The 13795-nt window shown below is 70.3% G+C and carries 15 protein-coding genes; all 15 read left to right on the forward strand.

Annotated features, from left to right (window positions below):
- Positions 1-25 precede the first annotated feature (25 nt).
- The 15 genes from lepB to ASF20_RS09410 all read left to right on the forward strand — a co-directional run bounded on the left by lepB (position 26) and on the right by ASF20_RS09410 (position 13752).
- On the forward strand, positions 26-826 hold the full coding sequence (gene lepB / locus ASF20_RS09340; RefSeq protein ID WP_056218999.1) for a signal peptidase I: 801 nt from the start codon (positions 26-28) through the stop codon (positions 824-826).
- A 13-nt stretch (positions 827-839) separates the two neighbouring features.
- The gene (gene rnc, locus ASF20_RS09345; RefSeq protein WP_056218996.1) at positions 840-1634 is read left to right on the forward strand and encodes a ribonuclease III; all 795 of its coding nucleotides are present in this window, start codon (positions 840-842) and stop codon (positions 1632-1634) included.
- 79 nt (positions 1635-1713) lie between these two features.
- Complete coding sequence (era, locus tag ASF20_RS09350; RefSeq protein ID WP_156389836.1) at positions 1714-2616, forward strand: GTPase Era; 903 nt, start codon at positions 1714-1716, stop codon at positions 2614-2616.
- A 127-nt stretch (positions 2617-2743) separates the two neighbouring features.
- Complete coding sequence (locus ASF20_RS09355) at positions 2744-3664, forward strand: methyltransferase (protein ID WP_156647999.1); 921 nt, start codon at positions 2744-2746, stop codon at positions 3662-3664.
- A gap of 14 nt (positions 3665-3678) precedes the next feature.
- Positions 3679-4416, forward strand: a complete 738-nt coding sequence (locus tag ASF20_RS09360) for a pseudouridine synthase (RefSeq protein ID WP_156394235.1) — start codon at positions 3679-3681, stop codon at positions 4414-4416.
- Positions 4417-4483: 67 nt separating this feature from the next.
- Positions 4484-4747, forward strand: a complete 264-nt coding sequence (locus tag ASF20_RS09365) for a PepSY domain-containing protein (RefSeq protein ID WP_056273282.1) — start codon at positions 4484-4486, stop codon at positions 4745-4747.
- A 447-nt stretch (positions 4748-5194) separates the two neighbouring features.
- A complete protein-coding gene (gene rpsF / locus ASF20_RS09370; RefSeq protein WP_055956175.1) occupies positions 5195-5671 on the forward strand; it encodes a 30S ribosomal protein S6 in 477 nt (158 codons plus the stop codon).
- A gap of 3 nt (positions 5672-5674) precedes the next feature.
- Complete coding sequence (rpsR, locus tag ASF20_RS09375; RefSeq protein WP_056173092.1) at positions 5675-5962, forward strand: 30S ribosomal protein S18; 288 nt, start codon at positions 5675-5677, stop codon at positions 5960-5962.
- 163 nt (positions 5963-6125) lie between these two features.
- Positions 6126-7151, forward strand: coding sequence for a DUF2232 domain-containing protein (locus ASF20_RS09380; protein WP_056273286.1), 1026 nt, complete (start codon positions 6126-6128; stop codon positions 7149-7151).
- Between the two features lie 29 nt (positions 7152-7180).
- Positions 7181-7744 (forward strand): 50S ribosomal protein L9, encoded by a 564-nt coding sequence (rplI, locus tag ASF20_RS09385; protein WP_056218980.1) that lies wholly within the window; start codon positions 7181-7183, stop codon positions 7742-7744.
- Positions 7745-8034: 290 nt separating this feature from the next.
- Positions 8035-9522, forward strand: coding sequence for a replicative DNA helicase (locus tag ASF20_RS09390; RefSeq protein WP_056218979.1), 1488 nt, complete (start codon positions 8035-8037; stop codon positions 9520-9522).
- A 118-nt stretch (positions 9523-9640) separates the two neighbouring features.
- Positions 9641-10147, forward strand: a complete 507-nt coding sequence (locus ASF20_RS09395; RefSeq protein ID WP_082501246.1) for a DUF29 domain-containing protein — start codon at positions 9641-9643, stop codon at positions 10145-10147.
- A gap of 20 nt (positions 10148-10167) precedes the next feature.
- On the forward strand, positions 10168-11265 hold the full coding sequence (gene alr, locus ASF20_RS09400) for an alanine racemase (protein WP_056273289.1): 1098 nt from the start codon (positions 10168-10170) through the stop codon (positions 11263-11265).
- 48 nt (positions 11266-11313) lie between these two features.
- Positions 11314-12750, forward strand: a complete 1437-nt coding sequence (gene radA, locus ASF20_RS09405) for a DNA repair protein RadA (RefSeq protein ID WP_056218973.1) — start codon at positions 11314-11316, stop codon at positions 12748-12750.
- A gap of 396 nt (positions 12751-13146) precedes the next feature.
- Positions 13147-13752, forward strand: a complete 606-nt coding sequence (locus ASF20_RS09410) for a CvpA family protein (protein ID WP_056218968.1) — start codon at positions 13147-13149, stop codon at positions 13750-13752.
- Positions 13753-13795 lie beyond the last annotated feature (43 nt).

The following is a 13795-nucleotide window of genomic DNA, read 5'->3' on the forward strand; positions in this document are numbered from 1 at the left end:
GCGTCGGACCGGAGATGGCAGCCAGATGGAACGTGCCCGCGTGGACCAGCAGACGAAGCGTGACCTGAAGGCTGCTGACACCGGCACCTGGGCGAGCATCAAGGAGACGCTGAAGGTCGGCGGCCAGGCGCTGCTGATCGCGCTGGTGGTGCGCACGCTCCTGTTCCAGCCGTTCAACATCCCCTCGGGCTCCCTCGTTCCCACGCTCCTGATCGGCGATTACCTGTTTGTCTCGAAATATTCGTATGGCTATTCAAAGTACTCCCTGCCCTTGAGCGAGTACCTGCCCTTCACGGCCGATGGCCGGATCTGGGGCGCCGAGCCCAAGCGCGGCGACATCGCCGTGTTCAAGCTGCCCAAGGACAACGCCACCGACTACATCAAGCGCGTCATCGGCCTGCCCGGCGACAAGATCCAGATGAAGGCCGGGCTGCTCTACATCAACGACGTGCCGGTGAAGCGCGAGAAGATCGCGCCCTTCGAGACCACCGGGCCGTACGGCGAGCAGGCCAAGGCCGAGCAGTACCTCGAGACGCTGCCCAACGGCGTCACCCACCGGGTGATCGAGCGCGACGGCGACAACGGCTACTGGGACAACACCGAGCCCTACACCGTGCCGCAAGGCCGGTTCTTCATGATGGGCGACAACCGCGACAACTCGACGGATTCGCGCGATCTCGCCAATGTCGGCTTCGTGCCGTTCGAGAACTTCGTCGGCCGCGCGGAGATGATCTTCTTCTCCATCGACGAAGGCACGCCGGCATGGCAGATCTGGAACTGGCCGGCGAAGGTGCGCTGGAACCGGCTGTTCACGACCATCCACTAGGACGTTATCCATCGTGACCGAAGAGGCGCGTCCCTCCAGCCGGGCGCGGCGCGCGCCCCGTCCGAAGCCCGACCTCGCGGTGCTCGAGGCGCGGGTCGGCCACGTCTTCGCCGACCCGAAGCTGCTGGTCCAGGCCCTCACCCACGTGAGCAAGGCCGGCGGGAACGGCCGGCTCGGCAGCTACCAGCGCCTGGAATTCCTGGGCGATCGCGTCCTCGGCCTCGCCATCGGCGACCTCCTCTACGAGGCGTTTCCGCAGGCCGACGAGGGCGAGCTGTCGCGGCGTCTCGCCGGGCTCGTCCGGCGCGAGACCTGCGCCGCCGTCGCGACCACCTGGGACGTCGGCCCGCATCTCGCCCTCGGCCCCGGCGAGGTCCAGAGCGGCGGACGGCGCAACCAGACCATCCTGGCGGACGTGTGCGAGTCGATCCTCGGGGCGGTGTTCCTCGATGCCGGCTACGAGGTCGCCAAGGGCATCGTCAACGCGGCCTTCACCCCCGACACCGACACGGCGGCCCCCCGCGGCCGCGACGCCAAATCGGCCCTGCAGGAATGGGCCATGGCCCGGGCCCTGCCGATCCCGTTCTACGAAGTGGTCGAACGCTCGGGCCCCGACCACGCGCCGGTGTTCCAGATCGCCGTCCGCGTCGAGGGACTGGAGGCCGGCATCGGCATCGGCCCCTCGAAGCGCCTCGCCGAGCAGGAGGCCGCCCGCCTCGTGCTGGAGCGCGAGATCACCGGCCCCGCTCCCTCCCGAACCCAGGAGACGTCGGCGGACGTCGCTGAAGGACATGCCCCCGATGCCTGACGCCGATGTGCCCGACGACGATTTCGACGGCGACGACGACTTCGCCCCGCCACCGCTGCAGCCGCTTCCCGCGGTGACGATGCCGGAGAACACCACCGCGGGGTTCGTCGCGCTGATCGGCATCCCCAATGCCGGCAAGTCGACGCTGCTGAACAGCCTCGTGGGCACCAAGGTTTCGATCGTCTCCCGCAAGGTGCAGACCACCCGCGCCCTGGTGCGCGGCATCGTCATGCACGACACCGCGCAGATCATCCTCGTCGACACGCCGGGGATCTTCGCCCCCAAGCGCCGCCTCGACCGCGCGATGGTGCATTCGGCCTGGAGCGGCGCCTCGGATGCCGATGCGGTCTGCCTGCTGATCGACGCCCGCAAGGGCGTGAGCGAGGAGGTCGACGCGATTCTGGCCAAGCTACCGGACGTGAAGCGCCCCAAGGTGCTGATCTTGAACAAGATCGACCTGATCCCGCGCGACCGCCTGCTGGCTCTCGCGGCCTCCCTGAACGAGCGGATTCCGTTCCTGCACACCTTCATGGTCTCGGCCCTGAACGGCGACGGCATCGAAACGCTGAAGACGACGTTGGCCGGCATGATGCCGAAGAGCCCTTGGCTCTACCCGGAGGACCAGGTCTCGGACGCGCCGATCCGGATGCTGGCCGCCGAGATCACCCGCGAGAAGCTGTACGACCGCCTGCACGAGGAACTGCCCTACCGCTCCACCGTCGAGACGGACCAGTGGCAGGTGCGTCCCGATGGATCGGTCCGCATCGAGCAGACCATCTTCGTGGAGCGCGAGAGCCAGCGCTCCATCGTGCTCGGCAAGGGCGGCCAGACCATCAAGGCCATCGGCCAGGCGGCCCGCCACGAGATCGCGGAAGCGGCCGAGCAGACGGTGCACCTCTTCCTGCACGTGAAGGTGCGCGAGAACTGGGCGGACGATCCGGCGCGCTATCGGGAGATGGGTCTGGAGTTCCCGCGCGGCTGAGCATGGGCTATGAGAACGGGAGATCGACGCCGCGGCGATTCTTGTCGCGCGCTGGCCGAGCCTCCCGATTTCCTGTCACGCCCTGAGCCGTCGAGGCGCGCGCGCCGTCGCGCCGGATCCCGTCACGATGTCCACCATGCCTGTCTCGGAAGCCGTCTACGGCGCGCCGCCCCTGGAACTGGTGGAGGTGCCCCCGCACGCGGTCCAGGTCTCGCCGTTGAGCCCCGGCGCGGCCCGCCTCGAGGATATGGAGCCCGGGCGCCTGGAGCGGCTCGACATCCTGGCACCGGCCGGGACGATCGAGCGGCGCTACGTGCTGGCGCTCGGCCTCAAGGCCCTGCAGCCCGGCGGGCGTCTGACGGCGCTGGCCCCCAAGGATCGCGGCGGCAGCCGCCTCGCCAAGGAACTCGCCGGGTTCGGCTGCGCGGTTCAGGAGGAGGCGCGGCGCCACCACCGGATCTGCGTCGGCACACGCCCGGAAGCGATCAGCGGTCTCGAGGACGCCCTCCACGAGGGCGGTCCGCGCCACATCGACAACCTCGCCCTCTGCACGCAGGCCGGGATCTTCTCCTACGACCGCCTCGATCCCGGCACGGCCCTGCTCCTCGCCCACCTGCCGCCCCTCGCCGGCGCCGGCGCCGATTTCGGATGCGGCCTCGGCATCCTGGCCCGGGCCGTCCTCCATTCGCCGAAGGTGACGGCCCTGACGCTGATCGACCTCGACCGGCGCGCCATCGAGATGGCGACGCGCAACGTCGGCGATCCGCGCGCCACCCTGCGCTGGGCCGATATCCGCGCCGGCGGCCTCGGCCTGTCGCGGCTGGACTTCGTGGTGATGAACCCGCCCTTCCACGACGGCGGCGCCGAAGACCAGGCCCTCGGCCAGGCCTTCATCGCCCGGGCGGCGGAAGCCCTGCGCCCGGGGGGCAGCCTCTGGCTCACCGCCAACACCCACCTGCCCTACGAGGCGCCCCTGAAGGCGGCCTTCAAGAGCGTGACGCTGAAGGCCTCGGCCGGCGGCTACAAGATCTACGAGGCGCGCCGATGACGCGGCCGGCCAAGATCGCGCAGCTGCGGCTCGACCGCCTGCTCGCCAATATGGGCTACGGCTCGCGGCGGGAGATCGCGCTCCTCACCCGCGCCGGCCTCGTGGTCCTCGACGGCTCGCCCCTGCGCGACGCGGATCAGCGCATCCCGGTGACGCCGGACCTCGCCCAGCGGATGACCGTCGACGGCGCCGCCCTCGACCCGCCGCCGGGCCTGACCCTGATGCTGCACAAGCCCCTCGGCGTGACCTGCTCGCACAAGGAGGCGGGCCCCCTCGTCTACGGTCTCCTGCCCGATCGCTGGCGCCGGCGCGACCCCGCCCTCTCCACGGTCGGCCGCCTGGACAAGGAGACCTCCGGCCTCCTGCTCCTCACCGATGACGGCGCCCTCCTGCATCGGATCATCGCGCCGAAGGCCAACGTGGCCAAGCGCTACCGCGTCGCCCTGGATCGTCCGCTGAAGGGCGACGAGGGCACGGTCCTCGCCTCCGGCACGCTGATGCTGGAAGGCGAGGAGAAGCCGCTCCTGCCGGTCGGGTTCGAGGCCGAGGGCGAGACCGGCGCCGTGGTGACCCTGCACGAGGGGCGCTACCATCAGGTCCGGCGCATGTTCGCCGCTCTGGGCAACCACGTCACCGCCCTGCACCGCGACCGCGTCGGAGGCCTCGGCCTGCCGGACGACCTCGCGCCAGGCGAATACCGCGTCCTCGGCCCGGCGGAGATCGCCGCGATCTTCGCGGGCGAGGCGCCCTGACCGGTCCGGAACCGGACCCGGCGCGACCTGTTGGATCGGCGAACGCCAACCCGACGGGTGATCCGCAATGAACCGGTTCTCGACGCTCCTCCTCGCCCTCGCCCTCAGCACCGGCCCGGCGAGCCTCGCCCTGGCCGACACGCCGGGCGCCGACTGGATGCCGGCCGATCAGGTCAAGCAGAAGCTGATGGCCGCGGGCTACACCAGCATCACCGAATTCGAGGCCGATGACGGCCACTGGGAGGGCGAGGGCGTGAAGAACGGCGTCAAGATGCAGTTCCACGCCGACCCGAAGACCGGCGCGATCCTCTCGGAGAAGCCGGACAAGTAAGCCGGTCCCGATCGGTCGCGAACGCCGCGATCGGCCTACCGACCCGGCCCGCCGCGTCGGGGACTCATCCCGGCCCGCCCGCGTTGCGGGGTCGACCCGCCGGCCCGGGTGGCGATCCGTTCGAAGCGGATCAGGCTCCGGGCGGCGGCTCGGACAGCCCCCCGCGTCCGCCCCGGCTTGCCAATCCCGACCGACTCGTTTATCCGCCACCCCTCGCGTTCGCTCCGGCTGGGGGCTGAACGGACGGTGCCGATTCGTTCGGCACAGGGTGAAGCCCCGCGAAGGGCCGATCCCGTCGTCCCGTGTCTCCGCCTTCGATCAACCGCTCGGGCCTTCAAACGGCTCGAAGGGCTTGGCGCCGGGCGATTGCGGATGAACCGGCCCGACGCTTCCTTCCCCGCACGTTTTTCGTGCCGTCGGGTCCCTTTGAATATGAAGGGCCCGTTAATGCCTCTCTACGAACACGTCTTCCTGGCGCGCCAGGACGTGACGGCCCAGCAGGTCGAGACCATGGTCGAGACCTACAAGGGCGTCATCGAAGCCAATGGCGGCAAGGTCGAGAAGATCGAGATGTGGGGCGTGAAGTCCCTCGCCTACCGCATCAAGAAGAACCGCAAGGCGCATTTCACGCTCCTCAACGTCGACGCCCCCCCGGCCGCTCTGGCCGAGATGGAGCGCCAGATGCAGATCTCCGAGGACGTCCTCCGCTTCATGACCGTCCGCGTCGAAGAGCTCGAGTCCGAGCCGTCGGCGATGATGCAGAAGCGCGACCGCGACGACCGCAAGGATCGTGAGCGCGGCCGTCGTCGGGACGACGAAGGCTTCGGCGGTGGTGGATTCGGCGGCGACCGCGATCGCGGCGACCGGGGTGATCGCGGCGACCGGGGCGACCGCCCCGAGCGCAGCTTCGGCGGGGAGGCTTAAGTCATGGCATTTGGTGCTGGACCCGGTGCACCCGCCGCTGGCGGGGCTGGTGGTGGTGCGGGCGGCGGACGCCGTCCCTTCTTCCGTCGTCGGAAGACCTGCCCCTTCTCGGGCGCGAACGCGCCCAAGATCGACTACAAGGACGTCAAGCTCCTGTCGCGCTACGTCTCCGAGCGCGGCAAGATCGTGCCGTCGCGCATCACGGCCGTGTCGGCCAAGAAGCAGCGCGAGCTCGCCCAGGCGATCAAGCGCGCCCGCTTCCTCGGCTTCCTGCCCTACGTGATCAAGTAAGCGCCTCGGCGCTCGCCCCGGCCCGTCACCACGGGCCGGGGCCTCACGCCGCTCGCGCGGCACACAGGTTCGTACCGGCCGATCCGACAGGTGGGCCGGGAATCGTTGGGGCCGGACGTGCCTCTAACCCTGCCCGGACCGGGACAGTGGGACAGCGGGATTGATGACACAGTTTCTCGGCATCGGTATCGGCGCGGGCCTCGTTTCCGCCCTCCTCTTCGGCGTCCTGCTGAAGGCGACGGCGCTCGCGATCCTGCTCTACCTGCTCGCCCCGCTCCCGATCCTGATCGTGGGCCTCGGCTGGAGCCACCGGGCCGCTCTCGTGGCCGCCGTCACCGGCGCCCTGGCCCTCGCCCTCGTGGTCCAGCCCTTCCTCGGCCTCGGCTTCTTCGCCTATCTCGCCCTGCCCGCCTGGTGGCTCGCCTACCTGGCGCTGCTCGGACGGCCGGGCGCCGACGGCACGATGGAATGGTATCCGACCGGGCGCCTGCTCGCCTGGACCGCCGGGACGGCCGGCCTCGCCTTCGTGGCCATCGCGGTCATCGCCGCCCCGAACTACGAGACCTTCCAGTCCCAGCTGCGGGGCATGACCCGGACGCTGATCCAGGTCCGGGCCGACCGCGCCGCCAATCCGGCGCCCCCCGCTCCGAAGCCGGACGCCCCCGAGGCAGACGCCAAGCCTCCGGCCGAGGCCCCGGCCGAGCCGGGTCCGCAGGATCCCGCCGAGGCGACCCGGACCGAGGTCGCCAACGCCCTCGCGGCCATCGCGCCCGGGCTCGCCACCCACGGCCTCACGGTCCTGCTGACCTTCTATCTCTGGGCCGCCGCCCGCATCGTGCGCATCTCCGGGCGCCTGCTCCGCCCCTGGCCGGACCTCGCCGCGACGATGATGCCGCGCCGGGTGCTGGCCGTGCTCGGGGGTGCGGTGCTGCTCGCCCTGGTGCCGGGCTATCCGGGCGTGCTCGGCGTCGCCGTGGCGGGGGCGCTCAGCGCCGCTTTCGCCATCCAGGGCCTCGCCGCCTTCCACGACCGCAGCCGCGGCCGGCCCGGGCGCCTCGCCCTCCTGCTCGGCCTCTACCTGATCCTCTTCTTCACCCAGGGCGTCGCTCTCGTCGCCCTGACCCTGTTCGGCATCGCCGATACCGCCCTCGACCGCCGACGTCCCCGCGACGCGGCCGGACGACTCTGATCCTCCCCCCCAACCGAAGGACCAACACCATGGAAGTCATCCTCCTCGAGCGCGTCGCCAAGCTCGGCCAGATGGGCGAGACCGTGAACGTGAAGCCGGGCTACGCCCGCAACTTCCTCCTCGCCCGCGGCAAGGCCCTGCGTGCCACCGACGGCAACAAGAAGCACTTCGAGACCCAGCGCGCCCAGCTCGAGGCCCGCAACCTCGAGCGCAAGTCCGAAGCGCAGTCCGTCGCCGAGACCCTCGAGGGCAAGAGCTTCGTGCTCATCCGCCAGTCGGGCGAGACCGGCGTGCTCTACGGCTCGGTCTCGACCCGCGACCTGGCCGACGTCGTCACCGCCGACGGCTTCACCGTGGGCCGCGACCAGTTCGCCCTCAACCAGCCGATCAAGACCCTGGGCCTGCACACCGTTCCGGTCGTGCTGCACCCCGAGGTGGAGGTCTCGATCACGGTGAACGTCGCCCGTTCGCCCGAAGAGGCCGAGCGTCAGGCCCGCGGCGAGTCCACCACCGAGCGCGAGGCCTTCAACCTCGACGACCTCGGTCTCGAGGTCGGTGCCGCCCTCGCCGAGGCCGGCGACGACCGCGAGTAATCGCGCCACAGGACGGTGAAGAATGGGGACGACCAGCCTTAAAGGTTGACTAGTTCCGCATTTGTTCCAGCATGGACGCCCGTCATCCGCGAGGATGGCGGGCGTTTCTGCGACCGCCCTTCCCGTCCGCGCGTCCAAAGGATGCGGCCGCGACGGAACGGAAAGCCGCAAAGCGCGAATCGGCTAAGGTTCGGCTAACCATGCCGGCGCCATGGTCGGGCGATAGCGACGTGCGGCGGCGGACCACCGCGCGGACGATGAATCGACGAGTCGGAGCCTCGAATCAGCCCATGGCCCTGCCCAACGCCCTGACGGCCAACCTTCAGCCCGTCGCGCAGGAATTCCGCGTCGCGCCGCACAACATCGATGCGGAGCAAGCCCTGCTCGGCGCGATCCTGGTGAACAACGACGCCTATTACCGGATCTCGGACTTCCTCCTGCCCGAGCACTTCATGGAGGACGTCCACCGCAAGATCTTCGAGGTGGCCTCGCAGCTCATCAAGGCGGGCAAGCTCGCGACCCCCATCACCCTGAAGACCTACCTGGGCGACGCCGACCTCGGCGGCCAGACGGTGATGCAGTACCTGGCGCGCCTCGCCGCCGAGGCCACCACCGTCATCAATGCCGGCGATTACGGCCGCACCATCTACGACCTCGCCATCCGCCGCCGCCTCATCACCATCGGCGAGGACCTGGTGAACGGCGCCTACGAGGCGCCGGTGGAATCCTCGCCGCGCGACCAGATCGAGGGCACCGAGCGGCGTCTCTACGAGCTCGCCGAATCGGGCAAGTACGACGGCGGCTTCCAGAAGTTCTCCGACGCCCTCACGGCCGCGGTGGACATGGCGGCCAAGGCCTACCAGCGCGAGGGCAAGCTCTCGGGCGTCGCCACCGGCCTGTCGGACCTCGACGCCAAGATGGGCGGCCTGCAGCGATCGGATCTAATCATCCTCGCTGGGCGCCCGGCCATGGGCAAGACCTCGCTCGTCACCAACATCGCCTTCAACGTCGCCAAGGCCTACCAGTCGGAGAAGCTGCCGGACGGCCGGACCGAGACGAAGAACGGCGGCATCGTCGGATTCTTCTCTCTCGAAATGTCGGCCGAGCAATTGGCGACCCGTATCATCGCCGAGCAGTCGGGCGTGCCGTCCTACAAGATCCGCCGCGGCGACATCCAGCCGGCGGAATTCTACAAGATCACCGATGCCGCCCGGGACATGCAGACGATCCCGTTCTACATCGACCAGACCGGCGGCATCTCCATCGCGCAGCTCGCCGCCCGCGCCCGGCGCCTCAAGCGCCAGAAGGGCCTCGATCTCCTCATCGTGGACTACCTGCAGCTGCTCTCCGGCTCGGGCAAGCGCAGCGACAACCGCGTGCAGGAGATGACCGAGATCACCACCGGCATGAAGGCGCTGGCCAAGGAGCTGGCGGTGCCGATCATCGCCCTGTCCCAGCTCTCCCGTCAGGTCGAGAACCGCGAGGACAAGCGCCCGCAGCTCGCCGACCTGCGCGAATCGGGCTCGATCGAGCAGGACGCCGACGTGGTGATGTTCGTCTTCCGCGAGGAATACTACGTCAACAACAAGAAGCCCCGCGAAGGCACGGAGGAGTTCTTCGCCTGGGAGGCCGAGATGAACCGCGTGCACGGCAAGGCCGAGGTGATCCTGGGCAAGCAGCGTCACGGCCCCACCGGCACCGTCGAACTCCAGTTCGACGCCAACATCACGCGCTTCTCGGACCTTGCGCAGTCCGACCGCCTGCCGGAGCAGATGTAGGCGGGCGGCTTCTGGCCGGGGCCGCCTGTGCGCCGACGCGCCTCGCGGACGATCCAGGAATCCTGTAAGATCGCCCGCATTCGTGAACCGTCGCACTCGGACGCGAGAAGGAGCGACCGTGGCACATCCCAAGCGCGTCGAGGCCGAACCGCGCCTCGGCGCCTCCTATGACGGCGATCTGGCCGCCTGGTCCCTTGAACAGGCCGGACATCTGCGTCAGCGCGCCTGGGCGAAGCTCGACATCCCCCATCTGATCGACGAGGTGGAATCGGTGGCGCGCGCGGAACGGAACGCCCTGACGAGCGCACTTCGGATCATCCTGCTGCACCTTCTGAAATGGGACCATCAGCCGGACATGCGAAGTCGGAGCTGGACGACCTCCATCCGCGTCCAGCGCCTCGCCGCGCTGGAGCGGATGGAGGACAGTCCGAGCCTCGGAGCGCAGATGGAGGACCTCCTGGCCCGTGCCTATCGACGCGCACGGATCGAGGCGGCGGCCGAGACGAATCTCCCAGAGGCCACCTTTCCCGAGTCCTGTCCCTATTCCGCCGACGCGGTGCTGAACCGTGACATGCCCTGGCCCGAGGCCTCCAACGAGAAGGCGGGCATCTCATCCGAGCCCTGAATGATTTGGAACGGCGCCCGATGCTCGAAGGCACCCACGGCGCCCGCCTCACCATCGACCTCGCGGCCATCGCGGAGAACTGGCGGCGGCTCGGCGCCCAGGCGCCGGGGGTGGCGTGCGCCGCCGTGGTCAAGGCGGATGCCTATGGCTGCGGCCTCGCCCGGGTCGCGCCCGCTCTGTGGGCGGCCGGGTGCCGGACGTTCTTCGTCGCGCACCTGAGCGAGGGGATCGCGGCCCGGGCCGTCCTGCCCGAGGCGACGATCTACGTGCTGAACGGCCTCCTGCCCGGCCTCGGCCCGACGCTGGCAGCGCATGCGCTGCGGCCGGTCCTCGGCAGCCGGGAGGAACTCGCCGAATGGGCCACCCTGGCGGAGGCCGCCGCCGCCCCCCTTCCGGCGGCCCTGCACGTGGACACCGGCATGAACCGCCTTGGCCTCTCGGTGCCCGAGGCCCTGGCACTTTCGGGCGATCCGCTGATCGCGCGCGCCGGCATCGCCCTGCTGATGACCCACCTCGTCAGCGCCGAACGGGCGAGCGACCCGGTCAATGCGCGCCAGATCGCGGATTTCGCCCGGGTCCGGGCCGCGCATCCGGGCCTGCCCGGCTCCTTCGCCAATTCCTCGGGGATCTTTCTCGGCGCGGACGCGCATCACGACCTGCTGCGGCCCGGCTACGCCCTGTTCGGCGGCAACCCGACCCCGTGGAAGCCCAACCCGATGCGGCCGGTGCTGCGCCTGGAGGCGCAGGTCGCGCAGATCCGCGACGTCGCGGCCGGCGAGACCTGCGGCTACAACGGACGCTGGCGGGCGCCCGGGCCCCGGCGGCTGGCGACCCTGTCGCTGGGCTACGCCGACGGCTATCCGCGCTCCGCCAGCGGACGCGGCGTCGCCCTGGTCGACGGCGTCCGCTGCCCCATCCTCGGGCTGATCTCGATGGACCTCGTCATCCTCGACGTCACCGAGGCGCCGGAGGCCCGACGCGGGAGCGCCGCGACCCTGATCGGCGACGGCCTCGACGTCGATGCGGTGGGCCGCGCCGCCGGCACCATCGGCTACGAGATCCTGACGGGTCTGGGTTCTCGCTATGTTCGCCATTATGTGACAGGAACCGGGGCCTGACCTCCGCCTGATCCGGGCGAGTCCTCCGGCTCCTCCAGCGGAATCGCGATGGCCAAGATCCAACAGAGCTTCGTCTGCCAGTCCTGCGGGGCGGTCTACAACCGCTGGCGCGGGCGCTGCGAGGCCTGCAACGGCTGGAACACCATCGTGGAGGAGACCGGGGCCACCGGTCCCCAGTCCGGGCCGGTCAAGACGCGGCCGAGCCGGGCCCGCGGCCGCGTCTTCGCCCTGGAGGGCCTGACCGGCGCGGTGAAGGAGGCGCCGCGCATCCCGTCGGGGATCAACGAGCTCGACCGCGTCACCGGGGGCGGCTTCGTGCGCGGTTCGGTGATCCTCCTGGGCGGCGATCCCGGCATCGGCAAGTCGACCCTGCTGATGCAGGCCTCCGCCGCCATGGCCCGCACGGGCGAGCGCGTCGTCTACATCTCGGGCGAGGAGGCGGTGGCGCAGGTGCGCCTGCGGGCCGAGCGCCTGGGCCTGACCTCGGCGGCGGTCGAACTGGCGGCCGAGACCAATGTCGAGGACATCGTCGAGACCCTGTCGCAGGGGCGCCCGCCGGCGCTCGCCATCATCGATTCGATCCAGACCATGTGGACCGAGACCGTGGAATCCGCCCCCGGCACCGTCACGCAGGTGCGCGGCTCGGCCCAGACCCTGATCCGCTTCGCCAAGACCAGCGGCACGGCGGTGATCCTCGTCGGGCACGTGACCAAGGACGGTCAGATCGCCGGCCCCCGCGTCGTCGAGCACATGGTCGATGCCGTCGCCTCCTTCGAGGGCGACCAGGGTCATCACTTCCGCATCCTGCGCGCGGTGAAGAACCGCTTCGGGCCCACCGACGAGATCGGCGTGTTCGAGATGACCGACATGGGACTGGCCGAGGTTCCGAATCCGTCCGCGCTGTTCCTCGCCGGCCGCGACCACGCGGCCCCCGGCACCGCGGTCTTCGCCGGCATGGAGGGCACGCGCCCGCTCCTCGTCGAGATCCAGGCCCTCGTGGCGCCCTCCTCCCTCGGGATGCCCCGTCGGGCGGTGGTCGGCTGGGACCCGAACCGGCTGTCGATGGTGCTGGCGGTGCTGGAGGCCCATGGCGGCATCCGCCTGGGCACGCACGACGTCTACCTCAACGTGGCGGGCGGCCTGCGCATCTCGGAGCCCGCCGCCGATCTCGCGGTGGCCGCCGCCCTGGTCTCGTCCCTGTCCGGGGCCACGCTGCCGCCCGAGACGGTGTATTTCGGCGAGATCGGGCTCTCCGGTGCGGTCCGCCCGGTGGCCCAGGCCCCGGCGCGGCTCAAGGAGGCGCTGAAGCTCGGCTTCGCCAAGGCGGTGATGCCGCAGGGGCGCGGCGAGGGCGGCGACGGCGCCCTCTCGACGGAGGCCCTGCGCCACATCGCCGACATGGTGGCGGGCATCGCCAGCAACGGTCCGCGCCGGGTCGCGCAGCGCCGCGGCCACAACCCGCCCGATTACGGCGACGACGATTAGGCCCTCGGCCGCACGGGCGGCCCGGTGAGCGGGCCTCGCTCGAGACCTCGGATCAGGTCTAGCGCCGGCCCGAGCGGAGGGCCGACAGACGATCCTGGCCGGGCGGAAGGTCAGGCCCGCGATCCCGGCGATGTGTTTCGGCGCAAAACCAGAAGACGGCCGGCACGCCGCCGAACAACGCGGCGCTCGGCCGGCTTTCTTGCCGTCGGAAACGGCCGGAGGACGTCGTGATGGGGCCGGGCGTCACGCCGGACCCGCACGAGCACCAGGCGGGAATGGGCCTCCACGCCAGGGTGACGGCCGAGTTTCCGCACGATATACAGGGCCGCGGCCGGGGGAAGCCGCACGATCCGGTCATCGTCGCCGCTCCGCCCCTTGAAGTGACAATCGTCAGAGATGCCGTTCTCCGTTCTCGATCTCGTCGTGCTGGGTATCGTCGTGGTCTCGGCGCTGTTGGCCGCCGTGCGCGGCGCGACCCGCGAAGTGCTCGCCATCATCGCCTGGGTCGCCGCCGCCGCTATCGCCTGGAAATTCCATCCGCTCCTGCTGCCCACCGTCAGCCAGCACGTGACGAATGCCACCGTCGCCCTGGTGGCCTCGATCGCGGCGATCTTCCTGGTGACGCTGATCGTCGTATCGATCATCACCGTGAAGGTGTCGGACATGATCCTCGATTCGCGCATCGGCGCGATCGACCGTTCGCTGGGCTTCCTGTTCGGCGCCGGCCGCGGCTTCCTGATCTGCGTCATCGGGTGGGTGTTCCTGGCCTGGCTCGTGCAGGGCAAGATGCCGCCCTGGGCGTCCGAGGCCCGCAGCCGCCCGATGCTGGAGAAATCCGGCGAGGCCCTGGTGGCCCAGCTGCCCGAGAATCCGGAAGGCTTGCTGAAGCAGTTCAAGAAGCCCAAGACCGAGACGCCGGCCGATCCCGTCGAGCCGCCGGAAGGGGAGGTCCCGGCCCAGCGCCGCACCGAAGCGCCAGCCACGCCTGCCCCGCGACGCTGATCTGCGTCCCTGCGCGCTTGGTTGCAGCGCGAAGGCCGACTAC

The organism is Methylobacterium sp. Leaf88, assembly GCF_001422795.1.
In the GTDB taxonomy this organism is placed as follows: domain Bacteria; phylum Pseudomonadota; class Alphaproteobacteria; order Rhizobiales; family Beijerinckiaceae; genus Methylobacterium.